The sequence below is a fragment of the Selenomonadales bacterium genome, assembly GCA_017442105.1.
Lineage (GTDB): Bacteria > Bacillota > Negativicutes > RGIG982 > RGIG982 > RGIG982.
The window spans coordinates 1-5772 of the sequence record JAFSAX010000116.1 but is presented as its reverse complement, the minus strand read 5'-3'; the positions used below and the strand labels follow the sequence as shown (position 1 = coordinate 5772).

The window sequence follows — 5772 nt, the reverse complement described above, 5'->3', positions numbered from 1 at the left end:
GTGACCATCGATCAGGTCAAAGAGCTTTTGGATGCGAACCATAAGATCTATACGATCATCAAACTGGACGAGATCAATAATCTCGGTGCGGCACGTATCCGCGTGCGCTCGCTTCTCGCTGTACTTGAAGACCGCAAGGAGCATCCGATCGTCATTCCTCCGCGCGCAGAAGAAGAACCGCGCAGAAGATATACGGCAGATATGAAAGAAACGCATACGATCCTTGCGCCACAGCTTTCGCCGATACACTTCGACATTTTGCTCCCGGTACTGGCAAGATTCGGCTATCGCGTCGTTATTCCGCCGCTTCCGAGTCCGAGTGCGATCGCCGAAGGGCTCAAATATGTCAACAACGAAATGTGCTATCCTACGATCGTTGTCGTGGGACAGCTTTTGCAGGCGCTTCAGTCGGGACAGTATGACCTTGACAAGACGTCTATCATACTCTTCCAGTCGGGCGGTGCTTGTCGTGCGACGAACTACCTTGCGCTGATGCGTAAGGCACTCAAAGATGCCGGTATGGGTCAAGTCCCTGTATTTGCCGCATGGGGCAAGGATACGGATGACTTCAAGCTGACGCTTCCGATGATGCACGATGTCATCAAGAGCATGATCTACGGTGATCTTTTGATGCGTGTGCTCCATCGTGTGCGCCCGTACGAACAAGTGGCGGGCAGTGCCGATGCACTCTATCGCAAGTGGGCAGACCATTGCAAAGAATCGCTTCTTGCAGGTAAGAGCAACTTCAACGAAACGATACGCCGTATCGTGGCAGAATTCGATTCGCTTCCGATCCACGAAGATATGGTAAAACCCAAAGTCGGTATCGTAGGTGAGATCCTCGTCAAATATCATCCGACAGCGAATAATCATATCGTTGATCTGTTGGAACGTGAAGGCTGTGAAGTCGTACTTCCTGATTTCATCGACTTCTTCTTGTACTGCGCGTATGATAACTACGTGAAGCATAAATATTTGTCGGGGAAACTCGAAAATAAGCTGAAAGCAGGTGTTTTCATCAAAGCGATGGACTTCTATCGTCATACGATGAACAAAGAGCTTGCACGAAGCAGACGATTCCATCCGACGAAAAAGATCACTGCGATCGCCAAAGATGCGGAAAAACACGTATCGCTCGGCAATATGGCAGGGGAAGGCTGGCTGTTGACGGCAGATATGCTTGAGCTTATCAAGATGGGTGCCGACAATATCGTCTGCCTGCAGCCGTTCGGCTGTCTGCCGAATCACATCGTGGGCAAAGGTATGGTGCGCGAGCTTCTTCGCTCTTACCCGAAAGCCAATATCGCGATGATCGACTGCGATGCAGGTGCCAGCGAAGTCAATCAGGAAAACCGCATCAAATTGATGATCGCCGTAGCCAAAGAAAAAATTGCACAGCAAATGGCCGAGAAGGCCTGATATGAAGAACAGTCTATCTTTATAGGCTGTTCTTTTTATATACAGGTGGGAAAAACTTCTTTTTTGTGAAGCAATTCGAAATATGATATAATAATACTAGGAAATGAGGTGTGCATATGAAGCAGACTTATCAAGAGTTGATAACAAAAGCTGTGAACACGCAGCAATTGACATATGAAGAAATTACGACTCTCTTAGGTGCAGGAGATGCGCAGGAGATACTCGTCCGAGCGGCCGATAAAGTGTGCAAAAGAGCAGTCGGTGATGATGTGCATCTGCGCGGTCTGATTGAGTTTTCCAATCGTTGTCGGCAGAATTGTTGCTACTGTGGGCTTCGATGCGATAATCGCGGACTAGAGCGATATTATCTGAAAGAAGACGATGTGATAGACTTGGCGCATGAAGCTGTTCGATGCGGATATCGTACCGTCGTTCTGCAATCGGGCGAAGATGCGTATTTTACAGCAGACAGGATGGCTTATATTATTCGCAAGATAAAAGAAAATGATGTAGCTGTCACACTCAGTATCGGTGAAAAATCACGTGAAGAATATCGTGCATACCGCGAGGCAGGCGCAAACAGATACCTTCTTCGTATCGAAACAACGAATGAGGAGCTGTATGCGAGAATGCATCCGAAACAAAATTTGGCGAACCGCAAACGTTGCCTCTATGATCTCAAAGAACTCGGCTATGAGGTTGGGACAGGGTCGCTTATCGGACTGCCGACGCAGACGGACGAGATGATAGCAAGAGATATTTTGTTTTTCAAGGAGCTTGGGGCGGATATGATCGGACTGGGGCCGTTTATTCCGCATGACGATACACCGCTTCGTGGAGAGGCGGGCGGAGACTTCGATAAGAGCCTCAGGGTGCTGGCACTTGTCAGACTGCTCCTTCCGTATACGAACATTCCTGCAACGACAGCGATGGAAACGCTCCGCCCGAAAGAAGGTCGGAGAATGGCACTGGAAGCGGGAGCGAATGTTGTTATGCTCAATGTAACGAGCAGAGATCGCCGCGGGCTGTATCAGCTCTATCCGGGCAAACCGCGTGCAAAAGACGAACCGATGGAAGATCGTATGCGTCTTGAAGATGAGATTCGCGCGATGGGCAGAACGATCGGCATGACACAAGGTGTGTCGAAGGCTTGGCAGCAAGAAATTAACCGATAGACTTATATTTAACAAAAATTAGGGGAATGATGATAATGGCACCGGGAATTGGAATTGATATGGTAGAAGTAGCGCGAATCGCACGCGCTATCGAAAAAGGAGGTTTTAAAGACCGCGTTTTTACGCCTGCGGAACAAGCATATTGTGACAGTCGCGGTGTGCAGAGCATACTGTCGTATGCGGCCAGATTCGCAGGCAAAGAAGCCATTCTCAAAGCATTCGGTACGGGTCTTCGCGGCGGTAAGCTGACGGAAATAGAAATATTGCCGAATGAGCTTGGCGCGCCGACTGTGACGCTCAGCGGATATTTTGCACAGTTTTGCAGAGAGCAGGGCATCACGGAGATCGTCATTTCTCTATCGCATGATAAAACGTATGCAATAGCACAGGCGATGGCTTGGAGGGATGCGAAGTGAGATTGGTAAATGTCGCAGAGATGCGTGAACTGGAACGAGTGGCAATAGAAGAATACGGTGTACCGTCGATCGTTTTGATGGAAAATGCCGCAAGACAGACAGCGGATCTCATCGAAACAAGACTCGGTAAGCTCAAGGGTAAACGTATCTTGATATTTGCAGGCAAAGGAAATAACGGCGGAGACGGTCTGGCGGTAGCACGCTACATGGCGAATCGCGGTGCGGCAGTCAGGGTGCTGTTTTTCGGCAATCCCGAAGCGAATCAAGGCGATGCGAAGATCAACAGAGAGATCGTAGAAGCGATGAAGATAGACCTCATCGCGGTACACGGTGATCGTGATCTTGATCGTATCCGTCAGTCTATCGCTGTATCGGATTGCCTCGTTGATGCGCTTCTCGGTATTGGCTTTAGCGGACAGCTCAAGGACGGTATGCGCCGTATTACCGAGATGATGAATGAATCCGGCAAATATATCGTAGCCGTAGATGTGCCGACGGGTGTCCATGCAGACAGCGGGCAAGTCGCAGTCGGTGCCGTACGTGCGCATGATACGATCACATTCGGTGCCTGCAAGCTGGGTTTGGTGCTCTATCCCGGCTCGGCGTATTGCGGCCGCATTACGATCGCCTCGATCGGTATTCCCGAAAAACTGGCCCTTCAGACAGGTGCGGTGCAGGTGATAGACAATGATTGTACAGTCGACATCGAAGCGAATCGACTGCCGTATGCGCATAAGGGAAGCTGCGGCAGAGTCGTTATCGCGGGCGGGTCTGTCGGTCTGACAGGTGCCGCAGTGCTGGTGTCAACGAGTGCGCTTAGAAGCGGTGCGGGCCTTGTTACGGTCTGCACGCCGAAGTCGGTAGGGCAGATATTGGAAATGAAAACGACAGAAGCGATGACGATGATGCTTGATGATACCGAAGCGGGTACATTGGCAATGAGTGCGCTCGAAGAACTTTTGCTCAAAGCAAATCGCTCCGATGTGCTCGTCATTGGGCCGGGGCTTGGTCGCGAAGAAGAAACAATGGACTTGGTAGAAGCCGTCGTGAGACAGGCAGAAGTACCGCTCATTATTGATGCCGATGCGCTCTATGCACTTGCGCGTCGCCCCGAAGTACTTTTAGAAGCCAAGGCACTTCCTATTTTGACACCGCATCCCGGTGAATTGGCAAATCTGCTCCATATCAGCATTGCAGAGGTCAATGCGCGACGCATCGAGATCGCAAGAGAAGCGGCCAAAGTATTCCACAGCATCGTCGTACTGAAAGGTGCGCGTACGGTCGTGGCATATCCTGACGGTGATGTGTATCTCAATGTGTGCGGTAACGAAGGTATGGCGTCGGGCGGTATGGGCGATGTGCTGGCAGGTGCGATCGGTGCACTGGTAGGGCAAGGTCTTTCCAGTCACGATGCCGCCGTAACAGGTGTCAGACTGCATGCGATGGCAGGTGATATCGTGGCAAAAGACGGTAAAATCGGCCTTGTGGCAGGCGATGTAGCGAATGCGATGCGACTTGCAGTGCGCGAGCGACATGGCGAGATGCTGCCTGAATTTGGCAGGGAAAATGGGGATAAAATGTTTGATTTCTTGACTTGACTCGATTATACTGTAGGCAGGTAAAGAAACGGCGGAGGTGTAATTGTGGCCGAATTAAAACGTGTAATGATCAGTGTCCCCGGCAGCCTGCTGGAAGAAATAGACGGTATTGCCGTGCTTGTGAAACAGAGTCGCAGTCAATTGATTCGGGAGGCACTGCGTGATTACGTTGCGCAGTGCAAACGCAAGGCTATGATCGCATCAATGAAACGCGGTTATCAGGAAATGGCAGAGATCAATTTAGCGTTAGCGGAAGAAGGGTTGTATGCAGATGCCGAAAATTTGGAGGTTTCCGAGTTGCTGGCAGCGGAGCGTGAATGACGATGGTCGTTAAACGCGGAGATATTTATTATGCGAATCTGAGCCCCGTAGTAGGCTCGGAGCAAGGCGGGCTTCGTCCCGTCCTCGTGATCCAAAATGATATCGGGAATAAATATAGTCCGACCGTGATCGTTGCCGCAATTACATCCCAGATCGAAAAGGCCAAACTGCCTACTCATGTAGAACTCATGGCAGGAGAGGGTAGTCTGGAAAGAGATTCGGTGATATTATTAGAGCAGATCAGAACGATCGATAAACGACGCTTAAAACAAAAGATAACACACTTAGACGAAGAAGCTATGGCGCGTGTGAATCAGGGGGCAAAAGTCAGTCTTGGTTTAACGTCCTTCTAGATTCATCATGGAGGAATCGACGAAGATATGAAACGAAACACAGTTTATCGAATATTGGTTGCCATTGTGGCGATCTTATTATTCGCTGTCGGAGGCTGTTCTTTTTTGGAACCGACGACAGCACCGCAAAAAGATGGCTTAACGATAAAAATGCTCGATGTCGGGCAAGGCGATGCTATCTTAGTGCGCAGTAAGGAAAAAACGATCTTGATCGATACGAGTGATATCGACGAACGTGAACAGCTCGTTCGTCAGCTGAAAAAAGAAAATGTCAAGAAGGTTGACGTTTTGATGATCACTCATCCGCACGCAGATCATATCGGAGGTTTCGCCGAGGTGGCGAAACGCTGTGATATCGGACAGATCTACGATTGCGGTAAGACGACTACGACAGCAGTGTATAAAGATTACTTAAAGACGATCAAAAAGAAAAATATACCGTTCCATGTTGTTAAGCAAGGCGAGAAGCTCGACTTTGGTGATGGTATTC

General features: G+C 49.6%; 7 protein-coding genes. All 7 read left to right on the top strand.

Annotation, left to right across the window (positions count from 1 at the left end; all coding sequences use genetic code 11):
• On the top strand, positions 1-1419 hold a 1419-nt coding region (locus tag IJN28_04530; GenBank protein ID MBQ6713038.1), incomplete at its 5' end, for a 2-hydroxyacyl-CoA dehydratase.
• A 116-nt stretch (positions 1420-1535) separates the two neighbouring features.
• Positions 1536-2594, top strand: coding sequence for a [FeFe] hydrogenase H-cluster radical SAM maturase HydE (gene hydE, locus IJN28_04525; GenBank protein MBQ6713037.1), 1059 nt, complete (start codon positions 1536-1538; stop codon positions 2592-2594).
• A 35-nt stretch (positions 2595-2629) separates the two neighbouring features.
• The gene (acpS, locus tag IJN28_04520; GenBank protein ID MBQ6713036.1) at positions 2630-3010 is read left to right on the top strand and encodes a holo-ACP synthase; all 381 of its coding nucleotides are present in this window, start codon (positions 2630-2632) and stop codon (positions 3008-3010) included.
• On the top strand, positions 3007-4608 hold the full coding sequence (locus IJN28_04515; GenBank protein MBQ6713035.1) for an NAD(P)H-hydrate dehydratase: 1602 nt from the start codon (positions 3007-3009) through the stop codon (positions 4606-4608). The genes acpS and IJN28_04515 overlap by 4 nt, the downstream gene beginning before the upstream one ends.
• A 66-nt stretch (positions 4609-4674) precedes the next feature.
• Positions 4675-4929, top strand: a complete 255-nt coding sequence (locus tag IJN28_04510) for a ribbon-helix-helix protein, CopG family (protein ID MBQ6713034.1) — start codon at positions 4675-4677, stop codon at positions 4927-4929.
• A gap of 2 nt (positions 4930-4931) precedes the next feature.
• Positions 4932-5282: a type II toxin-antitoxin system PemK/MazF family toxin gene (locus tag IJN28_04505; protein ID MBQ6713033.1), complete on the top strand. Its 351-nt coding sequence runs from the start codon at positions 4932-4934 to the stop codon at positions 5280-5282.
• Between the two features lie 27 nt (positions 5283-5309).
• The coding region (locus IJN28_04500) for an MBL fold metallo-hydrolase (GenBank protein MBQ6713032.1) at positions 5310-5772 on the top strand (463 nt) is incomplete at its 3' end.

Bases quoted from the DNA above. Each gene is read 5' to 3' on its own strand.
- hydE (MBQ6713037.1), top strand. From the start codon at position 1,536: ATGAAGCAGACTTATCAAGAGTTGATAACAAAAGCTGTGAACACGCAG.
- acpS (MBQ6713036.1), top strand. From the start codon at position 2,630: ATGGCACCGGGAATTGGAATTGATATGGTAGAAGTAGCGCGAATCGCA.
- IJN28_04510 (MBQ6713034.1), top strand. From the start codon at position 4,675: ATGATCAGTGTCCCCGGCAGCCTGCTGGAAGAAATAGACGGTATTGCC.
- IJN28_04505 (MBQ6713033.1), top strand. From the start codon at position 4,932: ATGGTCGTTAAACGCGGAGATATTTATTATGCGAATCTGAGCCCCGTA.